The organism is Mycolicibacterium bacteremicum (assembly GCF_002086115.1).
Lineage (GTDB): Bacteria > Actinomycetota > Actinomycetes > Mycobacteriales > Mycobacteriaceae > Mycobacterium > Mycobacterium bacteremicum.
The window spans coordinates 61,918-86,984 of record NZ_MVHJ01000021.1 but is presented as its reverse complement, the minus strand read 5'-3'; the positions used below and the strand labels follow the sequence as shown (position 1 = coordinate 86,984).

Genomic DNA, 25,067 nt, shown 5'->3' with positions numbered 1-25,067 from the left:
GCTCGGGCCGCGGGATCCGCTGCGTGGGCGGCTCCGGTCGGGGGATGCGCTGGGTGGGGCTGTTCGGATCGCCCGGGCGCGGTGGCTTGGGGATCCGTCGCGTCGCCGGGTCGCGCGGCTGGTCGGGCGGCTGCTGTCCTGGCGGCATCTGTCGATTCTGCCTGAACACCGCCGACGGGAAACCGACGTTCCCCGCCGGCGGTGTCCACCGGGCCTACTCCGCAGGGTTCTGCTCGGCGGTGTTGTACCTGGTCCAGAACGCGAAGGCGACCAGGGCCGAGGCCGCGACGACCGCGATCCAGACCACCGCGGAGATGATCAGCGAGATCGGCGAGAGCCCGAAGCTCGACAGCGCGAAGCCGGCATAGACCAGCCAGAGCAGCCGGTACACCGACCACAGCGCACTCAGGCCCGCGAAGATGGCGATCGCCAGGGCGGGGGTGCGCTCGACGCGCTTGGTCAGGTCCTGGAGCTGGGCGGGGATCACGTTCATCTGTTTTTCCTTTTCTCGGGCGCCGCCTCGGCCGGCGTCGTCATGGCACAAGTACAGCGAGCCGGTTTCGCTACCGATCCCAAGAATTCGGAGTTGAATTGACGCATGAGCGATGCTTGCGAGCGAATCGTGTCCATGAGCGATGCTTGCGAGCGAATCGTGTCCATGAGCGATGCTTGCGAGCGAATCGTGTCTCCGGGAAAACCCGACATCGTCATCCTGATGACCGACGAGGAACGCGCGATCCCGCCATACGAGGCGGCCGCCGTGCGGGACTGGCGGGCCGGGGTGCTGACCGGCCGACGCTGGTTCGACGAGCACGGGGTTGCCTTCACCCGGCACTACACCGGGTCACTGGCCTGCGTACCGAGCCGGCCGACCCTGTTCACCGGCCACTACCCCGATCTGCACGGTGTCACCCAGACCGACGGCCTAGGCAAGCGCTACGACGACTCACGGTTGCGCTGGCTGCGCCGCGGCGAGGTGCCCACCCTCGGAAACTGGTTCCGCGCAGCCGGTTACGACACCCATTACGACGGCAAATGGCATATCTCGCATGCCGACCTGACCGACTCGACCGGAAAGATCCTGGCCACCAACGATGACCACGGTGCCGTAGACGAGCAGGCGGTCCAGGCGTATCTGGACGCCGATCCGCTGAGCCCATACGGCTTCTCCGGCTGGGTGGGCCCCGAGCCACACGGGGCGGCGCTGGCCAACAGCGGATTTCGCCGCGACCCGCTGTGCGCCGACCGGATCGTGGCGTGGCTGCAGGATCGGTATGCCCGCCGGCGGGCCGGGGACGCCGCGGCCCTGAGACCGTTCCTGCTGGTGGCCAGCTTCGTCAATCCCCATGACATCGTGTTGTTTCCGGCGTGGTCGCGGCGCAACCCGTTGCCGGCGGACCCGTCCGCCGATCCCCCGCATGTCCCCGAGGCGCCGACCGCGTCGGAGGATCTCCAGGCAAAACCGGCCGCCCAGGCCGCTTTTCGTGACGCCTACTACTCGGGCTATGGGCCGACGCGCGCGGTACGGCGCACCTACCGCACCAAGGCGCAGCAGTACCGCGATCTCTACTACCGGTTGCACGCCGAGGTCGACGGCCCTCTGGACCGGGTGCGCCGCGCCGTCACCGAGGGCTCGACCGACGCGTTGCTGGTCCGCACCTCGGATCACGGGGAGCTGCTCGGCGCGCACGGCGGCCTGCACCAGAAGTGGTTCAACCTCTACGACGAGGCGACCCGGGTGCCGTTCGTCATCGCCGGTATCGGTGCGCACGCCACCACCGCCCGCACGGTGGACGCGCCGACCTCGCATGTGGACCTGGTGCCGACGCTGCTCGGCGCGGCCGGTATCGACGTGTCCGCCGCCGCGGCCGAGCTGGCCGCCGCGTTCAGCGAGGTGCATCCGCTGCCCGGGCGGGATCTGATGTCGGTGGTGGCCGGGGCACCCGCCGACGCGGACCGCGCGGTGTATCTGCTGACCCGCGACAATGTGCTCGAGGGTGACTCCGGGGCGTCCGGGCTGGCGCGCCAGCTGGGTCGTGATGTCAATCCTCCTGCGCCGCTGCGTATCCGGGTTCCGGTCGGGGTGGCGGGCAACTTCGAGGGGCTGGTGGCCCGCGTCGACGGCCGGTTGTGGAAGCTGGTGCGCACCTTCGACGATCCGGGCACCTGGACCGAGCCGGGGGTGCGGCAGCTCGCCTACACCGGGCGCGGGGCGCAGCGCTACCGCAGCGATGTGCTCGACGATCAGTGGGAGCTCTACGACCTGACCGGCGATCCGGCTGAGGCCGTCAACCGCTGGGACGACCCGGCACTGCAGGAGGTACGCGCCGCGCTGCGCACCCAGCTCAAGCAGGTGCGCGCGGCCTCGGTGCCCGAGCGCCACAACCCGTGGCCGTATGTGCCGCGCCGGGACCCGGCGCCGCGCAGGCGGTGGTTCGGGCGCTGAGTCAGCCCTTGGCCAGGTGCACCAGGAACTCGATGGTGGCCGTCGGCTGGACCTCCAGCAGCGACATGAACGGTTTGGGTGGGTCGACGTTGAAGTCGAGGAGCCGGACCCCGACGGTGCCGGCCACGTCGACACGGTCCCCGTTGCGCCGGACATCGACCGACGCGACGGCGGGTCGGGTGACGCCCTTGAGCGTCAGGTGTACCGGGATCTCCAGGTGTACCGGGCTGCCGTCGGCGGGCACCCCGGACAGGTCGACGGGCACATTGCTGAACAATTCGGCCGTCCGGAAGGTGCCGGTCTCCAGCGCGTCGGCGCTGCGGAACTTCTCGTCCCGGCCCGGGCTGTCGGATCGCAGGGTCGCCATATCGACGCTGAAATGCAATGCGCGAATCCGGGATTCGGCGATGTCGGCGCTGCCGGTGACGGCCGGGGTGCGGCCGTTGACGTCGATCATCTCCCACAGCAGCTGCTGGCGCACGCGGTAGCCGGCCTGCGAGTCGGACTGCACGGTCCAGCTGCCGTCGACGTCGGTGGTCGCGGGCGCGGCGTCACCCGGGAGCGCGAGTGCGGGTTGGGGCGGGCTCTCCAGCAGGTTCTTGTAGGCCCACGGGGCGGCCGCCAGCGCGGCGAGCAGCAGCGCCGCCAGCACACCCGCGACGATCGCCCAACCCTTCTTCCTCACCGGGTCATGGTGACAAACGCGCGGCATCCCCGGGGTGATCTTGAACGAATTGACGCCTTTGCAGGTAATCGAGGATGTCGGCGCCGTCGTCGGTGACGTAGATGAGCTCGTCGAGCGGCAGCGGCAGGAATCCGTCGCTCTCCATCCGACGCAGCTGCATCACCAGCCCGTCATAGAACCCGGCGGTGTTGAGCAGCACCACCGGCTTGCTGTGGTGACCGTGTTTGCGCAGCTCCAGGATCTCGGTGGCCTCGTCCAGGGTGCCCAGTCCGCCGGCCAGCACCACCAGCGCGTCGGCCCGGGCCAGCAGCTGGGCCTTGCGGTCGGCGAGATCGCGGGCGAACACCATCTCGTCGGCATCGGGCCGGGCCTTGGCCCGCAGGAACTCCACCGAGATGCCGCACAGCCGCCCGCCGGCCTGGGCCACCCCGTCGGCGATGACCTTCATCAGCCCGGTGTTCGAGCCACCCCACACCAGGGTGTGCCCGGCCGCGCCGAGTGCGGTGGCGAACTCGCGGGCCGGGGTGGTGTAGCGGGCGTCGAGGTCGGCGGCGGACAGGAACACGCAGATGTGCATACCTGCGATTATCGGTTTACCGACCTGGGCAAATATCATCGAGGGTGAAATGACCGAGAACGCCCTGACCACCGCCGACGCCAAATCAGCCGCCCGGATCGCCGACGAGGCGGCCCGCCGCCGCACCTTCGCCGTGATCAGCCACCCCGACGCCGGTAAGTCGACGCTCACCGAGGCGCTCGCGCTGCACGCCCGGGTGATCAACGAGGCGGGCGCCATCCACGGCAAGGCCGGCCGCAAATCCACCGTGTCGGACTGGATGGAGATGGAGAAGGCCCGCGGTCTCTCGATCACCTCGACCGCGCTGCAGTTCCCCTACCGCGACTGCGTCATCAACCTGCTCGACACCCCCGGCCACGCCGACTTCTCCGAGGACACCTACCGGGTGCTCACCGCCGTCGACGCCGCGGTCATGCTCATCGACGCCGCCAAAGGCCTTGAGCCGCAGACCCTCAAGCTGTTCCAGGTGTGTAAGCACCGCGGCATCCCGATCATCACGGTGATCAACAAGTGGGACCGCCCCGGCCGGCACGCGCTGGAGTTGATGGACGAGATCCACGAGCGGATCGGGCTGCGCACCACACCGCTGACCTGGCCGGTCGGCATCGCCGGTGACTTCAAGGGCGTGATGGACCGCCGCAAGGGGCATTACATCCGCTTCACCCGCACCGCCGGCGGCGCCACCGCCGCCCCGGAGGAGCACATCCCCGCCGACCAGGCGTACGCCGCGGCCGAGGGCGACTGGGACACCGCCGTCGAGGAATCCGAGCTGCTGTCGATGGACGGCTCGGACTACGACCGCGAGACCTTCCTGGCCGGTGAGTCCTCCCCGGTGCTGTTCACCTCGGCGGCGCTGAACTTCGGCGTGAACCAGCTGCTGGACGTGCTGGTCGACCTGGCGCCCTCCCCGGGCCCGATCGTCGACGTCGAGGGCCGCCCGCGGCCGGTGGAGGCGCCGTTCAGCGCGTTCGTGTTCAAGGTGCAGGCCGGGATGGACTCCTCACACCGCGACCGGATCGCCTACGCCCGGGTCTGCTCGGGCACCTTCGAGCGCGGTGATGTGCTGACCCATGCCGGCACCGGCAAGCCGTTCGTCACCAAGTACGCGCAGTCGGTGTTCGGCCAGCAACGCTCCACCCTGGACGACGCGTGGCCGGGTGACGTGATCGGTTTGGCCAACGCGGCCGCACTGCGCCCCGGCGACACGCTGTATCGCGATGTGCCGGTGACGTTCCCGCCGATCCCGAGCTTCTCCCCCGAATACTTCTCGGTGGTGCGCGGCAAGGATCCCAGCAAGCACAAGCAGTTCCGCAAGGGCATCGAGCAGCTCGACCAGGAGGGCGTGGTGCAGGTGCTGCGCTCCGACAAGCGTGGCGAGCAGGCACCGGTGTTCGCCGCGGTCGGCCCCATGCAGTTCGAGGTGGCCTCGCACCGGATGGAGACCGAGATCGGTGCGGCGATCACCCTGGAGTCGCTGCCGTACCAGGTGGCGCGCATCGTGGATCCCGAGGACGCCGAGTTCATGAACAAGCAGGTGTCCGCCGAGGTGCTGACCCGCTCCGACGGGGTGCTGCTGGTGCTGTTCTCGACGCCGTGGCGTCTGGAGGGCTTCCTGCGGGACAACCCGACGATCAAGCTGCGCTCGCTGGTGGCCGCGGCCGACGGCTGAGTTTCACCCCATCCCGCCCGGGTACCCCCGGGCCATGGAGTCAGCCCACTTCACCGAGGTCACCCTGCGCGTCGACGGCGCCGACCACACCGCCCGCATCGACAACCGCACCACCGTGCTCGATCTGCTGCGCGAGCACCTCGGGGTGACCGCGCCGAAGAAGGGGTGCGATCACGGGCAGTGCGGATCGTGCACGGTGCTGCTCGACGGCCGGCGCCAGACGACCTGCCTGTCCTTCGCGGTCGCCCACGACGGCGCCGAGATCGTCACCGCCGCCGGCCTCGGTGCGGGCGAGGATCTGCATCCCATCGCGCAGGCCTTCCTGGACCACGACGGATTCCAGTGCGGCTACTGCACACCCGGGCAGATCTGCTCAGCGGTCGGGATGCTTGATGAGGTCAAGTCCGGGGCGCCCAGTCACGTCACCGACGACCTGGAGGCCGACCCCGAACTGACCGATGAGGAGATCCGGGAACGCATGAGCGGCAACCTGTGTCGCTGTGCGGCGTACCCGAACATCGTCGCCGCGATCCACGAGGGCGCCCGATGATCCCCTTCGACTACCACCGGGCCACCAGCGTCGAGGACGCCGTCAGCACCATCGCCGAACACCCGGACGCCAAGTTCCTGGCCGGCGGCACCAACCTCGTCGACCACATGAAGCTCGGTATCGCCGAGCCCAGCCTGCTGGTCGACATCAGCCACCTGTTCCCGTTGCAGGACACCGAGGTTGGCGACGACGGGGCGCTGCGCATCGGCGCCGACGTCCGCAACGCCGACCTGGCCGCCCATCCGGTGGTGCGCTCCGCGTACCCGGTGCTGGCCCGGGCGCTGCTCGCCGGCGCCTCCGGTCAGCTGCGCAATGTCGCCACCACCGGTGGAAACCTGTTGCAGCGCACCCGCTGTGTCTATTTCCAGGATGTCACCACGCCGTGCAACAAGCGCACCCCGGGCAGCGGATGCTCGGCCATCGGCGGATACGTGCGTTACCACGCGATCCTGGGTGCCTCCGAACACTGTGTGGCCGCGCACCCCTCGGACATGGCGGTGGCGATGATGGCGCTGGACGCGCAGATCGTCTACGTCGACGCCGACGGCGAGCACCGGCTGCCCATCGACGAGTTCTACCGGCTGCCCGGGGATCAGCCCGACCGTGACACCACGCTGCCGGATGGCGCGCTGATCACCGCGGTCGAGATTCCCGCCCCGCCCGCCGGTGCGCGGTCGACCTACCGCAAGGTCCGCGACCGCGCCTCCTACGCCTTCGCGCTGACCTCGGTGGCCGCCGAGCTGGTTCTCGACGGCGACGTCATCCGCTCGGCGCGGATCGCGCTGGGCGGGGTGGCACACAAACCGTGGCGGGCGCGAGTTTGCGAGGAGCACCTGGTCGGCAACACGGTCGGCGAGGACGCCTTCGATGCCGCCGCAGCCGCGGAGTTGGCCCAGGCGCAACCCGTGGAAGGCAACGAGTTCAAGGTCGATCTGACCCGGCGGGCCGTCGTGGCCACCCTCACCTCGATCGCGGAAGGAGATCGGCGATGACCCTGTTGGAACCCCGGTCCATCGGTACGCGCATCACCCGCCGCGACGGTGCCGCCAAGGTCACCGGATCGGCCACCTATGCCTTCGAATTCGACGTCGAGAACCCGGTCTACCTGCATCCCGTACAGGCCACCATCGCGCACGGACAGATCATCTCGATGGACACCGCGGCCGCCGAGAGTGCCGACGGGGTCCTGGCGGTCCTGACGGTCTTCGACGCGCCCGAACTCGCCGACACCTCCAACGGTGACCTCGCGGTGCTGCAGGACGCGTCGGTGCACTACCGCGGTCAGCTGATCGGTGCGGTGGTGGCCATCAGCGCCGAAACCGCCCGGCACGCCGCCGGACTGGTGCGCGTGGAGTATGAGGAGCAGCCCGCAGCCATCGAGCTGACGGCGGATCACCCGACGCTCTACACCCCCGAGCAGGTCAACCCCGACTATCCGGCGGAAACCTCCGACGGCGACGCCGAGGCCGCGCTGCGGGAGGCACCGGTGGTGGTCGACAACATCTACACCACCCCGCATGAGCACAACAACCCGATGGAACCGCATGCCTGTATCGCGTTGTGGGACAACGATGCACTGACGCTGTGGGATTCCACCCAGGGTGTGCACGCCGCCCGCAAGGAGTTGGCGACCGCCTTCGGTCTCGATCAGGAGCAGGTGCGCGTCATTGCGAAGAACGTGGGTGGCGGTTTCGGCTCCAAGGGCGCCCCGCACTCGCACAACATCCTCGTCGTGATGGCCGCACTGCGGCTGCCCGGCAAGCCGGTGAAGCTGGCGCTGACCCGCCAGCAGATGTTCGACGTGGTCGGCTACCGCACCCCCACCATCCAGCATCTGCGTCTCGGTGCCCAGCGTGACGGCAGCCTGCTCGCCCTCAGCCATCAGGTCGTCGAGCAGACCGCAACGGTCAAGGAGTACGCCGAGCAGACCGCGACACCCTCGCGGATGATGTACGCCGCGCCGCACCGCAAGACCGGCCACAAGCTGGCCACCCTCGATGTGCCGGTGCCGTTCTGGATGCGCGCCCCCGGTGAGTGCCCCGGCATGTTCGCCCTCGAGGTCGCCATGGACGAGCTCGCGGTGGCCTGCGATATCGACCCCATCGAGCTGCGGATCCGCAACGAGCCACCCGTCGATCCGGAGACGGGCAGCCCGTGGTCGAACCGCCGGCTGATCGAATGCCTGCAGACCGGCGCCGAACGGTTCGGCTGGGCCGACCGGGATCCCAAGCCCGGCAACCGCGTCAACGGTGAATGGCTCATCGGCAGCGGTGTGGCGTCGGCGGTCTACCCCGCCATGGTGATGCCCGGTAACTCCGCACGCATCGAGCACGTCGGCCAGGGCCGGTTCGTCGTGCAGATCGGTGCGGTCGATATCGGCACCGGCACCTGGACGGCGCTGGCACAGATCGCCGCCGATGCGCTGGACTGCGAGTTGTCCGCGATCGACCTGCAGATCGGTGATTCTTCGCTGCCGAGTGCGTCGGTGGCCGGCGGCTCGTCCGGCATCACCTCGTGGGGGCGCGCCATCGTGGCCGCAGCGCGAGCGTTCCGCCATGACCACGGCGAACATCCCGAGGTGGGGGTGCACACCGTCGCGTCGGCCGAGGATGCCAACGAGGAGGCCGAGAACTACGGGATGTACTCGTTCGGGGCGCATTTCGCCGAGGCGCGGGTCAACCGGTACACCGGGGAGATCCACGTGTCCCGGATGCTCGGGGTGTTCTCGGTGGGCCGGGTGATCAACCCGGCGACGCTGCGCTCCCAGCTGATCGGCGGCATGACGATGGGCCTGTCGATGGCGTTGCACGAGGAGAGCGTGCGCGACCCGCGATTCGGGCACATCGTCACCCGGGATCTGGCGACCTACCACATCAGTTCGCACGCCGACGTTCCGGCGATCGAGGCGTTCGCGCTCGACGATGTGGACGAGCACGCCAACCCGATGGGTTCGCGTGGCGCGGGTGAGATCGGCATCGTGGGCTCGGCGGCCGCGGTGGCCAATGCGGTATTCCACGCGACCGGGGTGCGGGTGCGCGATCTGCCCATCACCTGCGACAAGCTGCTCTGAGGATATTTCCGCTGGTCGACTACGGTATCACTTCGGTATCATGCCGTCATGGGCATGACACTGCGTACCAGTGATGAACAGACCGAGGCATTGCGCCGCCAGGCGGCGGCCGAGGGTCGGTCGATGCAGGCTGTCGCGTTGGCCGCCATCGACGAGTACATCGCCCGGCACGCACACAAGGCGAGGGTCGACGCGGCACTGAGCCGGGTGCTGACCGAGGAGGCCGGCGTTCTCGAGCGCCTCAAGGACGCGTGACCGAGTACCTCGATCTCGAAGATCTGATCGAGATCGCGAAGCGGGCCATCGACCCGGATGTGACGATCCGCGACTTCGGGCTGCTGGAATCCGCGCTATCTCGGCCCAGGGCGACAGTTTTCGGTGATGATGCCTACCCGGACGTGTTTCTCAAGGCCGCCGCTCTGATGCACTCGATTGCGCGCAACCACGCATTGGTCGACGGTAACAAGCGCCTGGCGTGGGCCGCCTGCCGAACATTTCTGGCGATCAACGAGCAATGGGTTTCCGCGTCGGAGGACGACCGCTTCGACTTCGTCATCCGGGTGGCCACCGGCGCGGAGCCGGAGTTGGCGCTGATCGCCGACCAGCTCCGCGAGTGGTGCGCTTGACTATTCGGCACCGTTGACGGCCATCGGGGCCCGCAGCGGCGGGTAGGGCAGATCGATGTCGTGCTCGTCGTAGGCGCGCAGGATCTCGCGGCGCAGGCGGCGCTGCACCGACCACTGCGCGTTCGGCTTGGTCTTGATGGTCAGCCGCAGCGTCAGCTGGTCGGATGTCATGGTCTGCACGCCAAGCATTTCCGGCTCGCCGAGCACCTTGGCGGCGATGGACTCGTCCTTGACGGCCGCGCGGGCGGCGTCGAGGGCTACTTTCTCGGCTTCCTGCACATCGGCATTCAGCGCCACCGGCACCTCGATGCGGGCGACGGCGTAGTCCTGGCTCATGTTGCCGACCCGGGCGATCTCGCCGTTGCGGACGTACCAGAGCGTGCCGTCGATATCGCGCACGGTGGTGATGCGCAGGCCGACGCTCTCGACCTCGCCGCTGGCCTCCCCCAGGTCGACGGTGTCCCCGACGCCGTACTGGTCCTCCAGCAGCATGAACACCCCGGTGACGAAGTCACGGACCAGGTTCTGCGCGCCGAAGCCGATGGCCAGGCCGACCACACCGGCCGAGGCGATGAACGGGGCGATGTTGACGCCGAACACGTTGAGCACGGTGAGCACCACCCAGACGAGCAGCACGATCGACACCGTCGACTTCAGCACCGAGCCGATGGTCTGCGCGCGTTGTTGGCGGCGCGCGGCGGCCTTGGCGGCGCTGGCCGTGTTGGAGCGCTCCCGCAGGCCGCGAAGTCGGGCGGCGCGTTTGGGTTCGGCATCGTCGATGATCTTGGGGTTGCGGCCGGTGGTGGCGCGGTCGATCATGCGGTGCAGCACGAACCGGGCGATGAGTGCGACCAGGATGTAGACCGCGACCCGGATGGGAACTTCGATCAGCCAGTGCTTGTTGGTATCCGTCCATTCGAAGGCAAGGTTGACCACATCCATGGTTCCGACCGTACCCAGCTGGGCTGGGGGTCAATCAAGTTCTGCGGTCACCGCCTCGAAGGTGCCCACGTCAAAGGCGACGATGCGCGCCTCGGTGACATTCGTCTCTGCCGCGGCGATGGTCTCGATGGCGGCCTTGATGGCGTCGCCCTTGGGCCAGCCGTAGATTCCGGCGCTGATCAGCGGGAAAGCGATTGTGCGGGCATCGAGTTCGTCGGCGACCTGTAGCGAGCGCGCGTAGCAGGACACCAACAGCGACCGATCGCGCTGACCTGCGCTGTAGTTGGGTCCGACGGTGTGGATCACCCAGCGGGCTGGCAGCCGGCCGACGGTGGTCCAGCCGGCGTCACCGGTGGCCAGGCCGTCGGGGAAGCGCCTGACGCAGTCCTCGAGGACCTCGGGGCCGCCGGCCCGGTGGATGGCACCGTCGACTCCCCCACCGCCGCGCATGGCGTTGTTGGCGGCGTTGACGACGGCGTCCACGTCCTGCTGGGTGATATCGCCGTGGACGGCGGTGATGATGGGCATACCGCCACTATGCCTGCGCCAGTGCCAGCACCTCGTCGGCCGACGGCGGGCTGGCCGGGTGATGGGACAGGCACCACGGCGCGGTGACGCGATGGAATGACTTGCCCTCGGTGGCGACGTAGAAGTTGCCCGCCCGCAGCCGACTGATATCGCTGATCAATCCGCCCTTGGCGCGGGCCATCTCCTCGGCGGTGGCGATCTGCACCGGCGAGTTGAGCAGCCCGTAGAACTGAGTGGCCGCGTTGCCGGGGATGTGGTTGTGCAGTCCCTTGGGCGCCTGGGTGGCGAAGATCAGCCCGAGGCCGTACTTGCGGGCCTGTGACGCCAGCGCCAAGGTGCTGCGGGTGCTGGCGGTGACACCACGCGCTGGGGCCAGCGTCTGCGCCTCGTCCATCACCAGCAGGCCGCCGAGCGGCCTGTCGCCGGCCGGGTTGCGTTTGATCCAGGCGAACAGCGCCATCTGCAGCTGGCTGACGAAGCTCTGCCGCTGTTCGTCGCTGGGCAGGCCGATCATGCTGATCACCGAAACCCGGGCGCGTTTGCCCTCGGCCGGGGTCAGTAGCTCGCCGGGGTCCAGCGCCGTTCCGGCGCCGCCGAACAGCGGGTCGTTGACGGTGGCGGCGCGCAGGTTCTGCGCCATCTCGGCGGCCATCTTGGGCGCGTCGGCCAGCTCGCTGACATCATCGGGCAGGTCGGCGAGCATGGCGATGAAGCCGGGCAGCGTCGGGTTGGGTTGACGGCCGTAGTGTTGCAACGCTTCTCGCAGCACGGCGCGTGAGCGGGCGGCCTTGGCGGTCTGCCCGCTGATCTGGGCGCGCGGTTCCAGGGCGGCGACGGCGGATTCGACGGCCTCGATGAACTCATCCTGGTCATCGAGCACGCTGGCGAAATCGGGTAGTGGCTGGAACGCCAGCGGGCGGCCGGTGCTGCGGCGCGGGGTCCAGATGACGACCTCGGTGTGGTCCAGGTACTCGCGGGCGCGTTCGTCGTCGGCGCGTCGCCAGCCGGCCGGCTTCTCCGGCCAGCCGGTGCCCAGGCGGGACAGATCGTTGTTGGGGTCCAACACGATCGAGGACACGCCGCGCAGCGCGGCCTCTTCGACGAGGCGGCGGATCAGCACGGTTTTGCCCGACCCGGAGCCGGCGAAGATGGCGACGTGCTTGCGCAGCGCGGCCAGGTCGATGGCCACGGTGGTGTCGGTGCGCACGTCGATGCCCAGCGGCATCTTGGACTCGGCGGCACCGAATTCCGGTCCGTCGTCCTCGAGTTCGACGGTCTCTTCGATCACCCGCGCGGGCGCGTCGCCGTTGAGGTTGAGCGCCTCGCGCAGCACGGTGATGCCGTGGGCGGGTCGGCGCACACGCAGCCAGGTGGTCAGGCCGGCGACGTCGTCGTCGATCAGGTCGCGCAGCGCGGTCATGGTGCGGATATCGTCATCGGAGAGGGTCAGGGTGCGCCCGCCCTGGTTTTCGAAGTCCTTGATCAGCGCGTCGGTCTTCGGGCCGGACGGCCACGGGTGGTTGCGCAGGAAGAACAGGTTGCGCCGGTCGGTGCCGGCGTTCAAACCCGTTGCGCTGAGCGTCTTTTTGATGCGGTTCTGGGCGGCGACGGCGTTGGTGGCGCCGATCGCGCGGAACGCCCAATGCCGCTCGTCGTCGGTGGCCGCGTCCAGGGATTGGCGCAGCCGGGCGTGCAGTACGACGTGCGAGCCCGGCGGCGGGTCGCAGACGTAGGACTGGTCGTCGCCGTGTTCGGCGATCCACGCGGTCAGCGCGGCGCCGAGCAGGGCGGGCACCGCGGTGTCCTCGCCGTCGGCGTCCAGCGCGGCGGCCGGGACGGCGCGCGAGCGGTACTGGGTGAACAGCCGGTCGATGGGTGAGGTGTCGGCAGAGTCGTTGTCGGGCTGGTCTTCCGGCGGCAGCTCATCGGACAGGTGCGCCAGCTCGATGACCTCCTTGCGGCGCAGGCAGTCCCGCACGTGCGCGTCGGCGCGGATCAGCAGCTGGCGTGGGGTGTAGCCGGCGGCGTCGTCGAAGGCCGAGGGTTTGATCGGCCAGCTCGGGTACGGCGGGGTGAAGCCGACGGTCAGATAGGCCGCCTCGAACCGGCGTTCCAGGATGGCCTTGCCGATATCGGCGCTCGGCAGCGGCGCCAGCGGTGCGGTGACGCGGAAGCGGTCGGACACGCTGGCGGTCGCGCGGTCGCGGATGCTCTCCCACGCCGAAGGCAGGCAGGCAACCACCGGGACGGTGCGCCGCATGGTCTGGCGCACCGACATCAGGCCGTGCGCAACCTGTTCCAGCACACCGTCCCCCGCGCCGCGGGCCTCGTCGGTGCGGGTCGAGGACTGCGCGAGCAGGGTGTCGATCTGATCGAGCGCGAGCACCGAGGGCCCGGCCAGCGCGGCCAGCCGGGCGATATCGCGCACGCAGTGCTGGGCCGAGGGTGCGCTGCCGCGCAGCCGCCAGTGCAGCCGGTCATCGGCGCCGACCTCCTCGCTGCCCTGCAGGTAGGAGTCGCCGATGTCGCGGGCGACAAGGTCGTTGGCGGACAACAGGACCAGTGCGCGCAGTGTCTGGTGGCAGTCGCGGACGTCGCGGCGGGCCTTGGCCAGGTCGTTGACGAAGGCGTCCAGGGTTTCGCGGTCCAGGTCCTCGTCGCCGATGATGGCGCGGCGGTCGGCGCGCGAGACGTGCGCGATCGAGGACAGTTCCCACAGCAGGTCTTTGAGTTGGGTTTCGCGGTTGGCGCCGCGGCGGCCGAGGCTTTCCAGCACGCCGGCGCGTACTGATTCCCAGAAGCTGGCGGCGTCGAGCAGTTCGACGACGAAGAAGAACCCGCCCCCGGTCTGGACGCGTTCGCGGATCTGGCCGAGCAGATGGGTCTTGCCGGAGCCGGCCTGGCCTCGGATCGTGACGCCGAGCGGGGCGGATTCGGGGTCGCGCTGGGCGTCGGCGAAGGCCTCCATGACGTCGTCGACGGCGCGTTCGTTGAGTCCGCTGACGTGGGTGGGGGCCTGCGGGCGCCACAGGTCGTCACTGGTGGGCGCCCAGGTGAGCCGGAGGGCGGCGAGTGCTTCGCGTTGTGCGTCCTGCATCAAACCTCAATTGCGATCAGGTGTTTGGCCTGTCCGCCGATGGTGATGGCGGCGGCGCGGTCCTCCTCGGTGAGGACCTTCTGGTTTTCTTCGGGGATCAGGCTGATGGCGCCGGTGCGGTACAGCTCGGTCAGGGCGTCGTCCAGGTCGGGGACGTCGTCGAGCTGCCGGCGCAGCGTTCTGAGGCCGACCCATGCGCCGGTTCTGTCGGCCAGCTCGGTGTAGGCCTGGGTGATCCGTTCGGCGGCGCTGGGGGTTTGTTTGGGCCAGAACAGCTCGGCGAGGCTGAGGTCGGCGGTGTCGAGGTAGCGGTTCAGCCCGGCCAGCACGGTGTACAGGGTCTTGGCAGGTCCGGTGGAGCGCGGCGGGGCGCCGGCGGTGATGATGTCGCGGCACAGCCGCCAGCCGCGGTCGGTCAGCTCGTGGATGTAGCGGCCGCCGACGCGCTCGGATTCGATGAGGTCGAGGGTGTTGAGTTTGTCCCGGCTGCGTTTGTCCAGCGTGGGGCCGTAGGCCAGCAGATCGGCGTTGGGCACCGGGCGGGCCTGGGCCATCAGGACGAGCAGCACGGCGCGCTCGGTCCCGGTCAGGTCGGTGGGCGTGACACTCACGCGTTACAACGTAGCGGCATGGGCGCGGGGGCGTGCCGGCTAGCGGATGCGGTCGATGAACGGGACCCGGTCGAGCACGGGGTTGTCGCGGATCCTGGGCTCCGGGGCCGGGCCGGGTGCCGGCGGCGGGGGCGCCTGGACGGGCGGCGGCACGTTCAGGTGCTTGGCGAGTTCGGGGGTTCTCGGCGCCGGCGGCGGTGCGATGGGTTCGACGTTCTGCGCCAGCTGCGGCCGCGGCTCGGGTTCGGGGGCCGGGGTGGGCGTGGAAGGCCAAGCGAGCGTGAGGGATACGGAGACGACGAAGACGATGACGGCGGCGACCAGGGTGACCGTCAGTGCGGTGACCGTGCGGTCGCGCGGGGTTTGCTCGGGTTCGTCGGGGATGTTGGCGATGTGCGCCGAGGCCAGGGCGGCGCCGCGGGTCAGGGCGAAGTCGGCCTCGGTGGCGGTGATGACGGGGCGGTCGGCGTCCTCACGTAGCGCGGTGACGAGGTCGTCGGTGTCGGCGGAGCCCAGGATGTAGACGGCGTCGGGGCTGGGCTTGGCGGCGCGGACGACGGCCAGCACGCGGTCGGTCAGGGTGGCGGCGTCGGCGTGGTCGACGCTCTCGACGTGCATGTGGAACCCGTCGACGGTGGCGACGACCGAGCTGTCGGGTTCGACGACGCAGACGACGAGGAAGTCGTGGCCGGTGAGGTCGGCGATGCCGCGGGCCAGCGCCTGGGCGGCGTCGACGTCGCGGACCGGGACGACGGGTGCTCCCCCGCTGTAGGTGTCGAGTGCCTCGCGGACCTTGACGGCCTCGTCCTCGGCGTCGTGCGTCCAGGTGAGGCCGACGGCGTGCAGGTGTTCATCGGGCAGGTGGGCCAGGTAGTCCTCGATGTCGGCGACGTCGAGTACCTGGCGGTCCAGGTGGTCGCCCTGGCCGGTGACGCCGTCGACCAGCTCGCCGTGGACGTCCTTCGAGGTGACCGAAAGACCCAGTACGAGGCTCACGTCGTTATCCCCCTGATCTGTTTCTGTGATCTTGAGGTTACCCAGTTGGGGCGGGGTCGACTCGCCGTGGTGGACGGGGTGAGGTGCGCTGTGCCGGTGCTTGTTTGCCGGTGTGGGCATGTGCAGCGGTGAGTGCCGGCCGGCGGTTCGCTGTCACGACCATTCATGGTCACACAGGCTGCAGTGCCACGTGTCGCTCTTCGGGCAGCACCCGCCCATGTACCGCCACGGGCCCCACTCGTCCGGGTCCGTCGGCATGCCGTAACCGATCGTCTGCGTGCGGTGGCCGCCGCACTCGGGGCAAGCCGGGTGCTGAGCGAATTGGTACTTAACGAAGCTCGCGAAGCCGCCCGACCGCATCCGGCCGGCGCAGCGCCGGCAGAGCACGGCGGGCCAGTCCTGCGCGTCGTACCGCGTCGAGAACCGGTCCGGGTTGCGCCCCGGGTAGTTGGCCGTGGTCCGGATCGGCGGCAGCGGTTGCGGGCGTGGCAGCGGGTCTGCGGTGTGCACATGGATCTGATCGCGCGCATCGGCTGTGGCGAGGTCGATTTCGTCGTGACAGCTGTGGCACTTGCCCCAGAAGCTCAGCAGATTGCGCGCCTGGGCCACCGTCGAATGCCCCCACCGGTCCCGGTGGCTGCCGTGCACGGGGGTTTCGTGCAGCGCCAGGATCATTCGCTCGGCTTCCTCGTCGGTGAACCGCCAGTCGTCGAAGGCATCGGGAAGGTCGAGCAGCATCGCCAGCGTGGTGAGATCCACCAGATGCATTGAGTAGCGGCGTAGATCGAGCGCGGCCCCGCCGAGGCCGTCCTCTTGATCGATGCGCGCCAATACCGTCAGCACGGTCGTCGGATCGGTGCCGAGTACCACGACGGCCCAGTCCCCGGGCCGGGCGTCACCGAACGCGTAGCGCCACGGCCGGTACGGCGATCGGGGCTCCAGAATCGTGATGATGCCGTCCTTCCAGTCGGCGGCTTCGAGCACATGCAGACGGATGTGGGCTGTTTGCGGCATACGTCCATTGTCCCAGGTGGGTATGACATTTTCGGGTTGCTCCGGACGCACGGGCGGACGGCCGGCATGGTTACGACACGGTCCCCGACTGGGCCTCTATCGGCTGCCTGCGGAGGACGTACTGGCGAGGTTCGCCGATCACCCGCGCCGCTTCTCCGGACTGGACCGGGTCAGCCCGGTTGCGGCCGCATTGGCCCCGGCGGCGTTGCGGCGGTGACGTTTCGGGTGCCGATGCCGAGTCCTCGTGCGATGCGGGGCGAGAATACCTGCAGAAAAGTAGTACTACCCGCAGTACTACGGGAGATGGCGATACTGCCGGTAGTACTAGCTTTTGAACCGCGTCATGAGGTTGCGACTCGGCTGAGCATCTTTTCCACCAGCAGCACTGCCCTTTCCGCCGCGCGCGTCTGATCCACCGGGTCGACGAACCCGAGCTCGACGTCCACCATGCAGTCATGGGCCACTCCCAATGCGCGGCCGACCACAACGGGAACTCCCTCGGGGCCGTCGAGAGTTACGACCGCTGAGATCACGACGTCAGTGATCTGAACACCAGAGATCCGATCCTGCAGAGGCTTCCCGGCCAAAGATTTGACGACGGTGCGCCCATCGCAAGCCCGCCATTGTTGGGCGAATCGCTCAAACGTCGCTTTGGCGCCTTCGATTGAATCAAACGCCGCAGCGGAGTAGGTGGCTGCGGCCTCCGTGGCGAAGCTGACTGCAGTCACGGGAGCTCCAGAGTAGGCTTCCTGTTCCAGCGGCGAAACGACACCTATGCAGTCCCGTTCTGCGACTTCGCCGCTGCCGATAAACGTGTTTCGAAACTTGCGACCCGGCCGGACGCTCGGCGGGCCATCTGTAGTCACGGTGTAGCCGAGCGCCTCGGTGAGCTCGGCATCGGTCGGCATGACAGACGATATCCAGGCGAAGGAACCCGGTCCCTGGGTCGTCGAAGACGCGGCCGTCCTGTCGGTGGTCGCGGCGGCCGGCATTTCAACACTCTCCGAAGAACAACCGGCCGTCAAGACAACCAAGGCAGTGCCAACCGCCGTCCAGCACAGAGCTTCAGCTGCGAGCATCAACCGTCCCCCGTCTCGATGATCGGACAGCAGTGAGGCTAGCCGAGTTAATCGCCTAGACCGGCGTACCGCCACAATGGATTGGTGCGGTGCGGTGAGTTCACGGTGTTGGTGATGGCCTCGGCGGCGGAGTCGCTGACGTTGGAGCAGCGGGTGAGCTGGATGCGTGCGGAACATGCCGGCGACGCGGCGGTGCGGGTGGCCGGGATCCGTTGAGATGCAACGATGGACGCGACCGACCTGCGGGTGTGGCCCGCGCAGGTCGCCGCGATGAAGGCCGGGGTGCGCGCATCCGGGGCCCGGACCGAGGTCGATGCGGTGTTCAGCGGGGATGACTACTGCCATGAGCTGGCCCGGTGGTTCGACGCCACGGCGGTGCAGATGTCGCGGACCGGTGCCAGCACCGACGTCCGGGCCGATCTCGCCGGAAGATGGTGCGAGCTGGTGCCGGCGGTGCGGGCCGGGCTGACGACGCGGGTCGTGGTGGTCGGTGCCGAGTCGACCGGGACGACGATGGTGGCGCAGCGGTTGGCTGCGCACTTTCGCGCCCGGGGTGGGGTTTGGGCGTCGACGCAGTGTGTGTCCGAGTACGGGCGCGAGTACACCCAGCTGAAGATGGAGTCCGGCTGTGGCGTTGCCGATTTCGTCTGGGATGCCGCAGATTTCGACGTGATCGGCCCGGAGCAGACCCGCCGCGAGGACGCGTCAGGCGGGCCGTGGACGTCGGTGCCCGATCGTGCGGTGTATCTGCTGACCGACCACGACGGGTTGCCGTGGCAGGACGATGGGATGCGCGAGGGAGACCTCGCAATCCGCGCGGCGATGACCGACTGGTTCGCCGAGGCGCTCACCGCGGCCGGGCAGTCGTGGGTGCTGCTGATGGGGACGCTTGAGCAACGGCTGGACGTGGCGGTCCGGACGGTCGAGCCGCTGGTGGCGTTGCGGGAAGTTCGGTGAGCCGTTGCGCGGACCGGGGTTTGAGGCGCGATAGGCCCCACCGACAACGTGCGTCGCATCGCAGCCCGCGCTTGAATTCGAGGCGATGGAGCACGTCATCCGGACTCCGTCCCGCGGGCCTTGTCGATCTGCTGCTTGATTTCCCGGTAGGCCTACACCCGCGCCATCACCGCCTCGGCGGCCGAATCGGCGGGGGTTGTGTCCGGAGCGGCCTCGATGCCATAGAGCTTGGCGTACAACGCGGCGCGCTGCTCGGCGACCTTGGCGTCCTCGCGTTCGGCCCGCAGTGAGGCGTCGATGTGGCTGTTCTCCACCTCTTTGACGATGGCGTACACGATCCAGGTCACCACCGCGACGGCCGCCACGATGCCCAGCGCGATCCACACCGGCTTCGGCACCATCGCGATCAGCACCACGATGGCGACACCGATGGCGCCCAGGATGTTCGAGGCGTCCGAGGATCGGTTACTCATCGCCGCTCTCCCAATCGTCTGTGGCCGCACCGGATGTGCATGTGGCCAGCCGATCAGGATGACAGGGGGTACCGACAAGTCGTGGCGGTCGCGTCGTCGCCCCCTGGGGTGGTAACAAAGACCGCATGCCAGACGCCATCGATCCGCTGCTGCTGGGGCAGCGGGTGGTCGCGGTCCTGGAGACCGGCCAGCGGGTGGCCACCTACAAACTGGCCAGCCTGATGGCGCTCATCGATCACTGCCTCGAGAATCTGCCCGAGCAGCCGTCAGACCCGTTGGCGGTGCCCATCGGTGCGCTCGCCCATCGGGTGCTCGAACTGTACTGGCGCCAGGTGCGACCGTTCGAGGGACACGAGCTACGCCAATCCAGCGGCGAGAAGGAGCGAATTCCCCGCGCGGTCAGGGCGTTGCGATCTGCCTCGGGCGCCACGTCGCTGAATGTGGCGATGATGTCAGCGCCGACCGTGTATGAGTCTTCGGTCGAGGAGATCGGTCTGTGCTTGGCGCAGCAGCCGTTGTATCGGTTGCAGCGGCTTCCCGGCGCGCACGACCCCTTCCTCTACAACGACAGCTTCCTGCACTCCAACGTGTCGCGGCGGACGTTGCGGGCGCACGGCAACGCGATCGTGCTGAATCCCGGGGTGGCGACGGGGTTGGCCCGCCTGGCCGGGCTGCTCAAGCCGGCACTGGAGATCATGTGGGTCGACGATGTGCGGCGGATGAACAAGTTCCTGACCGCGGAGGTGCCCGACATCGCCGGGCATCTCTTCGGCCGGGACCGCACGGCACTGGCAGCAGTTAGGGGGCCGTTCAAGGAGGCCTTCGGTGCGCGCTGCTTCTACTGCGAAACCCCACTGCCGCCGGACAACCCGATCGATCACGTGTTGCCGTGGTCGCTGGTCGGCATCGACGGCTTGGCCAACCTGGTATTGGCGTGCGTGCGGTGCAATTCCGACAAGCGGCACGCGCTGCCGGCGGTAGGTCTGGTCGATCAGGTGCTCGGCCGTGACCAGACAATTCTGCAGGAGATTGCCGAGGCGATCCGCTGGCCGACCGAGTATCCGCGGGTGGTTGCGGCCGCGCGCGGCATCTATGGCAGTCAGCCGCCGGGGATTGCGACGTGGTCTGGGTACAAAGCGACCGTGCGGTTGGATATCGGGTTCGCCCCGGGGTGGATGCGTTGCTGACGTACGTGCGTCCCAGACGGTGACCTCAACGATTCGGGCGAGCAGGTCGATTTCAGTCGCGTGCAGCTGCCTGGAACCGGCGGCAGGAAATATTGCGCAGGCCTACTCGTAGCGCACCGCGCTGTCGATCGCCCCGCCGGCCTCGTTGTCCTGCTGGTCGTAGACATCGGCGGCTGCGCGCAACGAATCTCCCAGTGCCGTCAGGTCGGAACGCAACCGCGCCGCCTGCGCTTCCAGCACATCGATGAACTTCCCGAACCCGGGTGTGGCCTTTTCCTTCCAGCCAGCGCCTTGGGTCGACACACTGTCCGCGACCGCCGCACGACTGGAGGACGCCTCAGCGGCGACGACGGCCATCTGATCAGCAGATAGCCGCACCTGGGCTGTCGAAACGACGATGCTCTCGTGACTCATGGTGCGCCACTCCCCCCGGCGGGCAGTCGGCAGGCGATCGTGCCCGTGATCAGCGACGCCTCGATCGAGCCGAATCTCAGCTCGCGCCCGTCGTCGCTGGTGATGCTCACATCGTGGGCGCCGGCCGAATTCTGAATCGCGGAACTGTTCGTCAAACCTGCTTCGGCGGCCAGGCGCTCGACGGCGGGCAGCACGAGCGCCCATTCCTCATCGGTGAATGAATGCGTTGAGGTGAGCTTGGCGAAGTACAGTGACACCCCGCGTTGCCCGTGGTTATCGCAGCCTCCCCGCATTTCCTCGCGTCGCCATTGCCACGGCACACTGTTGGGAACAAGCTCGCTGACCTCTGCGCGCACCGCCTCAAACAGCACCAGCATCTGAGCGCGAGTAGCCTCGATGTCAGGCAGGTTCTTGATATCCATCTTCGGAACGTCCTCGTTGATGATGGGCGAGTCATAGCTGTCACCAGAGTTGGAACTGCCACCGTCGCTACTGCATCCCGCCAAGGCCAGCATTCCAACGGCAATAGTGGCCGCCACGCAGCGGCCCACGATCCACGACACTTTCATCGGATCAACCTCTCTCGACCGTCGTCCAACGGTACGTCCGCGAGTCCCCCTGCGATGATTGCAAGGTTGTACCCCGGGGTGCGCAAGCGGTTGTTGTCGTCAGAGCGCGGATAGTCCGCATGGCTTTCGGCACCGGTGCGCGGCAGATTGTCGGTTGGACTCACCGCGGCGTTCGACGACAGCTGTTCCAGCGGCAGCGTCGTCGGGTTGGGCCCGAACTGACCGAGGTCGCCTGCTGACGGTAGCTCGAACGGCCCCAGTTTCGGGTCGCCGGAAATCCAGTCGCCGGGTGCGGTCATGACGTAGGCGTGGCCGTCGGCGAGATTCATATCAACCTCATCGCCGATCGGCCGCATCAGCTCGATCGGAACTCCGTGAGCTCCGAATCGGGTCATCGTGTCGTCGGTGTGGCCCAGTCCGGGCGAGCCGTAGAAGGCCGCATCATCGACGACGCCTGTCTGACCGAGCTCGCTGAGTGCCTGAGCGGTGGTCAGCGACCCGTAGGAGTGACCGAATGCCGACAAGTGGACATCGGACCCGTTCTCATTGGTCGCATTGATACCGCGGTAGAACTCGGCCAGATCGGGTGCCGCCTCGTTGGCCCGGCTCTCAAACCCTGCCTCCAGCACCGAGATGTCTTTACCCGGCGGTTCGTAGCCGAGCCAGGCGATGGTCGCGACGTCTTCGTCAGGTCTGTGCGCCAATTCGAGTTGGTTCAGGGTCTCGTTTTGGAGTGCAGTCGCTTCGTCGACCATCCCGGGCATGCTGGTGGCTCGGGTATCGACGCCCGGTGTGGTGACGCTGACGTGGTCGGCGGTGTCGGGGTTGCCGACGGCGATCGCGGCTCGGGTCTCGCGGCCGTCGGGATACTCGAGCAGCATCAAATACCTATTCGAGTCGTAATCCTTGTCTGGATTGTTTTCCAACGACATCGCCCCCTTGAGCGCCCGGGCCTCGTCCAGCCGAGCGTGTCGGTCCGCCACCATGCGGTCGTATTCGTTGCGCTTCGATGCCGAACCGGGGCCACCGGCTCCGGCACCCGCGTACTCCTGGAAGGTCGGGATCTCGTCGACCGCCCGTTGTGCGTCGGCCAGTTCCTGGTCGAGCTGAACCTTGTTGACCTCGCTGCGCACCGGTGTGGGCACACCTGGGCGGTCGCCGATCCAGTCCGGATGCTCGGCCTTGACCTTTTCCTGCTCCTCGGCCGACAGGGCGTCCCACCACGCCTTCACGTCGGTGGGCATCACACCCTCGCCTTCGGGTGGGTACGGCGCGGACAATCCGGACTGCTCACGGCCCATCTCCTGGGCCGACACGACGTCGGGCGCCCCTCGGGCGGTGATGTCACCGTTCGCGACGTGGCCGAACACCTCGGCGCAGTCGGCGTCGATGTCCTCGGCCTGGTGGATCAGCGCCTTGGCCCGCACCTCGATGTCCTCGGCGATGTATTTGAGCTCTTCACGCACGTCCGGAGGACCGGTGACGGTGACATCGCCGTTGTCGGCGAGCACCAGAAACCCGCCCTGGGCTGCGACATCGGCGCGCACCGCGTCCACACCGGCCTGCACCGTCGCGACCGCCGCCGCAGTCTCCGCTGCCAACTGCGCCACGGCGCCGATCACCGCGGCGTCGTCGAGAACCTTGCCGGTGGACTCGGCGATCTTGCCGCGGGCAGCGTCGGCGGCCGGCGACTCCCACCCAGGCAGCCGGGAGATCAGCTCCAGGTCAGAGGCCACGCCCTCGATCGTCGTCAGCTCGTCCCCGAGTTCATGCGCGATCGACTGCAACGCGCCCACATTCCAGGACTCGATATCACTGAGCAGCACCGCTGACTGTTCCCCTTCCCCACGGATACGCTATCGCGCCGCCGCAGGGGTGCAGTGCACCAAATTGAGCGCTCCGAACCGGTGTCGGCTTGAGCGCGCCGGCACTTGTCGGTGGCCACCCTCACACTGAACGGCTCGCTTGGACTGGCCACGTCGAGCGGAGGGACTACACCGAGATGACCACGTGGATCGCCACACTCAACATCCGCCAGGGCGGCAGCAAGCACGCTGCTGCGCTGGCCACCCGCCTGTTGGGGTATCACGCCGACATCCCGGTGATCACCGAGTTCCGCGCCAACGCCGCCGGCGAACGGCTGATCAACCGACTCGCGCAGGCCGGCTACGACACCTCGCATGCAGATGTCGCTCCGAACGTGAACACCGTGGTGATCGCGGCACGCGGCGGGGTCGAACGGTCATGGGCCTTCGATGATGCGTTGGACCGACGACATCTGTGGTGTGCCGAGATCGACGGTGCTTTTGAAACGACTCGTAATGAGTCCGGCGAGGGCCGGTCAGGTATTGAAGAAACATTCAGCAGCACGTGGGTTTCGCGAGGACCGGAGCCGAGGGTTACGGCGACGCCGGCCCGACCGGCCAAATGCGCTCGACAGACTATCCCCACGTGATGCGGCTGCGATCGCAGGCCATATCGGGAAGGTCAACGACGCAGTCACATTGGGGATCGCCGTGCACGACTACATCGCAGGGTGGACCGCATGCGAACCAACAACTGGGTGCAGCGGCCGGCAGCGTGGTCGGCGGTATGGGCGGTGGCTCGGCTGCCGGACTGCCGCCGCCGGGTTCGCCGGTCCCTGGACGGCGGCCGGAGTCGCCGTTGTTGGATCGATCGCGGGCGGATCTTTCGGCGGTCACGCCGGCGGCACAATCGGCGATCTTTGCGATTCTGTGCCGCTCCCCAGCGGTGGTGGCGGCAAGAGCTGGTGGCAGAATGCTGTCGCGGCGCCAACCCGGAGATACGACGAAAGCGCATGCATCACGATTGATGGTCTTCTTCTCGCTTGCGCCGCTGGGTGTTTCGGGATTGGAATCGCGGGAAGCGTCTTCCACTGGTCAAGTCCCGGACGCGGTCACCGGCTTCTGTTCGGCGGCGCGCGTATTGGGTTGGGAGTACCGCTGCGCTGATCCTGCTGTTTCTGGGCACCTTGGACAGGTGGCCGTCAAACCTGTTCTTGACCTTCGTTTGTGCCGCGACACTGATTGCGATCGCCTTCTTCAGAACCTCGCACATCACGATCGACGGTCGGATCTGGGCGGCGTACGCGGTGCTGCGACGGCCGGACCCGCCACCGGCGCTGCATCGACACCGCGACGAGGACAGTACTTAGTTCTGTTCACAAGTGGTAATACAAAGTTCCAAATTGCACCGTTTGCTGGCTTACCTAGTGCACTGGTTCACTTCACCGCCTTGATCTTAGAACGGCATGACGCACGAAATTTCTTCGCTCCATACGACTTTGGAGACTCGACTGGTCAGCTCCGATTGAAAAAACGCACTGAGTTCCGGCTCAGGCCGGGTCTATTCAATCGGGGCTGTACCTCAATCCGACCGATGACTCGGTGCCGACTGCCCAGTCACCAAACCGGTTCGGAGAGAGTCAACTGCGGGTTCGAGGCGTTTTGCTCCGAACAGCGCGGCGGGTTGGTGGGGTGGCCGAGCAGGCGGTCACCTACGGCGGCCGCAGGAAGTCCCCGTAGGCGATGGCCTCAATGTTGGGGAAAGTGCGGGG

At 67.9% G+C, this 25,067-nt stretch carries 25 protein-coding genes; 11 read left to right on the top strand and 14 right to left on the bottom strand.

Annotated features, from left to right (window positions below; genetic code table 11):
• Nucleotides 1-214: 214 nt before the first annotated feature.
• Nucleotides 215-493 (bottom strand): hypothetical protein, encoded by a 279-nt coding sequence (locus BST17_RS20925; RefSeq protein ID WP_083060817.1) that lies wholly within the window; start codon nt 491-493, stop codon nt 215-217.
• Between the two features lie 222 nt (nt 494-715).
• Here BST17_RS20925 and BST17_RS20920 point away from each other — a divergent pair, with 222 nt between their 5' ends.
• Nucleotides 716-2,446 (top strand): sulfatase-like hydrolase/transferase, encoded by a 1,731-nt coding sequence (locus BST17_RS20920; RefSeq protein WP_234807758.1) that lies wholly within the window; start codon nt 716-718, stop codon nt 2,444-2,446.
• A 1-nt stretch (nt 2,447) separates the two neighbouring features.
• Here BST17_RS20920 and BST17_RS20915 read toward each other — a convergent pair whose 3' ends face one another.
• Both BST17_RS20915 and BST17_RS20910 read right to left on the bottom strand, forming a co-directional pair.
• Nucleotides 2,448-3,131 (bottom strand): YceI family protein, encoded by a 684-nt coding sequence (locus BST17_RS20915; protein WP_133053565.1) that lies wholly within the window; start codon nt 3,129-3,131, stop codon nt 2,448-2,450.
• Between the two features lie 4 nt (nt 3,132-3,135).
• Nucleotides 3,136-3,708 carry an LOG family protein gene (locus tag BST17_RS20910; protein WP_083060815.1) on the bottom strand — a complete coding sequence of 191 codons (573 nt, stop codon included), beginning with the start codon at nt 3,706-3,708 and terminating at the stop codon, nt 3,136-3,138.
• A 49-nt stretch (nt 3,709-3,757) separates the two neighbouring features.
• On the opposite strand from BST17_RS20910, the gene BST17_RS20905 reads away from it, so the two are divergent.
• Genes BST17_RS20905 through BST17_RS20880 form a run of 6 tightly spaced genes read left to right on the top strand, consistent with a single transcriptional unit; the run spans nt 3,758 to nt 9,623 of the window.
• On the top strand, nt 3,758-5,377 hold the full coding sequence (locus BST17_RS20905) for a peptide chain release factor 3 (protein ID WP_083060814.1): 1,620 nt from the start codon (nt 3,758-3,760) through the stop codon (nt 5,375-5,377).
• Between the two features lie 34 nt (nt 5,378-5,411).
• A complete protein-coding gene (locus tag BST17_RS20900; RefSeq protein ID WP_083060813.1) occupies nt 5,412-5,927 on the top strand; it encodes a 2Fe-2S iron-sulfur cluster-binding protein in 516 nt (171 codons plus the stop codon).
• Nucleotides 5,924-6,919 carry an FAD binding domain-containing protein gene (locus BST17_RS20895; RefSeq protein ID WP_083060812.1) on the top strand — a complete coding sequence of 332 codons (996 nt, stop codon included), beginning with the start codon at nt 5,924-5,926 and terminating at the stop codon, nt 6,917-6,919. Before BST17_RS20900 ends, BST17_RS20895 begins: the two co-directional genes overlap by 4 nt.
• Entirely contained in the window at nt 6,916-8,997 is a 2,082-nt protein-coding gene (locus tag BST17_RS20890; RefSeq protein WP_083060811.1) for a xanthine dehydrogenase family protein molybdopterin-binding subunit, read from the top strand. Before BST17_RS20895 ends, BST17_RS20890 begins: the two co-directional genes overlap by 4 nt.
• A 48-nt stretch (nt 8,998-9,045) precedes the next feature.
• The gene (locus BST17_RS20885) at nt 9,046-9,252 is read left to right on the top strand and encodes a CopG family transcriptional regulator (protein WP_083060810.1); all 207 of its coding nucleotides are present in this window, start codon (nt 9,046-9,048) and stop codon (nt 9,250-9,252) included.
• Nucleotides 9,249-9,623, top strand: coding sequence for a type II toxin-antitoxin system death-on-curing family toxin (locus BST17_RS20880; RefSeq protein ID WP_083060809.1), 375 nt, complete (start codon nt 9,249-9,251; stop codon nt 9,621-9,623). Before BST17_RS20885 ends, BST17_RS20880 begins: the two co-directional genes overlap by 4 nt.
• Here the strand turns inward: BST17_RS20880 and BST17_RS20875 are convergent, their stop codons facing one another.
• The 7 genes from BST17_RS20875 to BST17_RS29370 form a co-directional block, all read right to left on the bottom strand.
• The gene (locus BST17_RS20875) at nt 9,624-10,565 is read right to left on the bottom strand and encodes a mechanosensitive ion channel family protein (RefSeq protein WP_083060808.1); all 942 of its coding nucleotides are present in this window, start codon (nt 10,563-10,565) and stop codon (nt 9,624-9,626) included.
• 30 nt (nt 10,566-10,595) lie between these two features.
• Entirely contained in the window at nt 10,596-11,093 is a 498-nt protein-coding gene (locus tag BST17_RS20870; RefSeq protein ID WP_083060807.1) for an O-acetyl-ADP-ribose deacetylase, read from the bottom strand.
• Between the two features lie 7 nt (nt 11,094-11,100).
• Nucleotides 11,101-14,190: a helicase HerA domain-containing protein gene (locus BST17_RS20865; RefSeq protein WP_083060806.1), complete on the bottom strand. Its 3,090-nt coding sequence runs from the start codon at nt 14,188-14,190 to the stop codon at nt 11,101-11,103.
• Entirely contained in the window at nt 14,190-14,801 is a 612-nt protein-coding gene (locus BST17_RS20860; protein ID WP_083060805.1) for a hypothetical protein, read from the bottom strand. The genes BST17_RS20865 and BST17_RS20860 overlap by 1 nt, the downstream gene beginning before the upstream one ends.
• Before the next feature lie 39 nt (nt 14,802-14,840).
• Nucleotides 14,841-15,797, bottom strand: coding sequence for a DUF7159 family protein (locus BST17_RS20855; protein WP_083060804.1), 957 nt, complete (start codon nt 15,795-15,797; stop codon nt 14,841-14,843).
• Between the two features lie 153 nt (nt 15,798-15,950).
• On the bottom strand, nt 15,951-16,811 hold the full coding sequence (locus BST17_RS29715) for a hypothetical protein (RefSeq protein ID WP_234807756.1): 861 nt from the start codon (nt 16,809-16,811) through the stop codon (nt 15,951-15,953).
• Between the two features lie 341 nt (nt 16,812-17,152).
• Nucleotides 17,153-17,719 (bottom strand): sensor domain-containing protein, encoded by a 567-nt coding sequence (locus tag BST17_RS29370; protein ID WP_165762318.1) that lies wholly within the window; start codon nt 17,717-17,719, stop codon nt 17,153-17,155.
• Between the two features lie 255 nt (nt 17,720-17,974).
• Here BST17_RS29370 and BST17_RS29890 point away from each other — a divergent pair, with 255 nt between their 5' ends.
• Entirely contained in the window at nt 17,975-18,106 is a 132-nt protein-coding gene (locus BST17_RS29890) for a hypothetical protein (RefSeq protein WP_264002175.1), read from the top strand.
• Between the two features lie 9 nt (nt 18,107-18,115).
• Nucleotides 18,116-18,847: an ATP/GTP-binding protein gene (locus BST17_RS20840; protein WP_109750228.1), complete on the top strand. Its 732-nt coding sequence runs from the start codon at nt 18,116-18,118 to the stop codon at nt 18,845-18,847.
• Nucleotides 18,848-18,999: 152 nt separating this feature from the next.
• Here BST17_RS20840 and BST17_RS20835 read toward each other — a convergent pair whose 3' ends face one another.
• Complete coding sequence (locus BST17_RS20835; RefSeq protein WP_083060803.1) at nt 19,000-19,320, bottom strand: hypothetical protein; 321 nt, start codon at nt 19,318-19,320, stop codon at nt 19,000-19,002.
• Between the two features lie 125 nt (nt 19,321-19,445).
• Between BST17_RS20835 and BST17_RS20830 the strand changes: the two genes are divergently transcribed.
• Nucleotides 19,446-20,507, top strand: coding sequence for an HNH endonuclease (locus BST17_RS20830; RefSeq protein WP_083060802.1), 1,062 nt, complete (start codon nt 19,446-19,448; stop codon nt 20,505-20,507).
• A 102-nt stretch (nt 20,508-20,609) separates the two neighbouring features.
• On the opposite strand, the gene BST17_RS20825 is transcribed toward BST17_RS20830, so the two are convergent.
• From BST17_RS20825 to BST17_RS20815, 3 genes are read right to left on the bottom strand one after another with little or no spacing between them, the layout of a single operon-like run.
• Nucleotides 20,610-20,921: a type VII secretion target gene (locus tag BST17_RS20825; protein WP_083060801.1), complete on the bottom strand. Its 312-nt coding sequence runs from the start codon at nt 20,919-20,921 to the stop codon at nt 20,610-20,612.
• Nucleotides 20,918-21,490 carry an LppA family lipoprotein gene (locus BST17_RS20820; RefSeq protein WP_083060800.1) on the bottom strand — a complete coding sequence of 191 codons (573 nt, stop codon included), beginning with the start codon at nt 21,488-21,490 and terminating at the stop codon, nt 20,918-20,920. The genes BST17_RS20825 and BST17_RS20820 overlap by 4 nt, the downstream gene beginning before the upstream one ends.
• The gene (locus BST17_RS20815) at nt 21,487-23,316 is read right to left on the bottom strand and encodes an alpha/beta hydrolase (RefSeq protein WP_083060799.1); all 1,830 of its coding nucleotides are present in this window, start codon (nt 23,314-23,316) and stop codon (nt 21,487-21,489) included. Before BST17_RS20815 ends, BST17_RS20820 begins: the two co-directional genes overlap by 4 nt.
• Nucleotides 23,317-23,492: 176 nt before the next feature.
• On the opposite strand from BST17_RS20815, the gene BST17_RS20810 reads away from it, so the two are divergent.
• Entirely contained in the window at nt 23,493-23,945 is a 453-nt protein-coding gene (locus tag BST17_RS20810) for a hypothetical protein (protein ID WP_207573686.1), read from the top strand.
• Nucleotides 23,946-25,067: the final 1,122 nt, after the last annotated feature.